General features: G+C 22.9%; 1 pseudogene. It reads left to right on the forward strand.

The features are described 5' to 3' along the window. Positions 1–82 precede the first annotated feature (82 nt). Positions 83–419 (forward strand): annotated as a pseudogene (locus tag NJT12_RS24900) (hypothetical protein); the annotation flags it as partial.

Here is a 419-nt window from a genome sequence, read left to right on the forward strand (position 1 = left end):
TTTATAGTAATTTTCTTATATTTAAGCTATAATTTTACAGAGTTTAGATATGCCAAAGAATTCAATTTTAATAATCAAAAAATTGAGAGAAGAGATTTTTAGTAAAGAAATAATATTAGATTATAGAGTGAATGAGCAAGATTTTACTAGAAAACGTAAGCAGCCTTTTAGTCAATTGCTAATATTTATGTTGAATTTATTAAGAAAAAGTATGGCTATAGAAATTAATAATTTTCTGGAGTATTTGAATTCAAAATTAGAATCTCAGAAAGTTGAAAATTTCACATCGAGTGCTTTTGTTCAAAAAAGGAAAAAGATAAAACCTGAGGTTTTTAATTATTTATCCTCAGTAATTATAGATAATTATTATGTCCAAAGTAATGAAAATATTAAACGATTTAAGGATTTTAGAGTTTTAG

This window comes from Flavobacterium azizsancarii (assembly GCF_027980145.1).
Lineage (GTDB): Bacteria > Bacteroidota > Bacteroidia > Flavobacteriales > Flavobacteriaceae > Flavobacterium > Flavobacterium azizsancarii.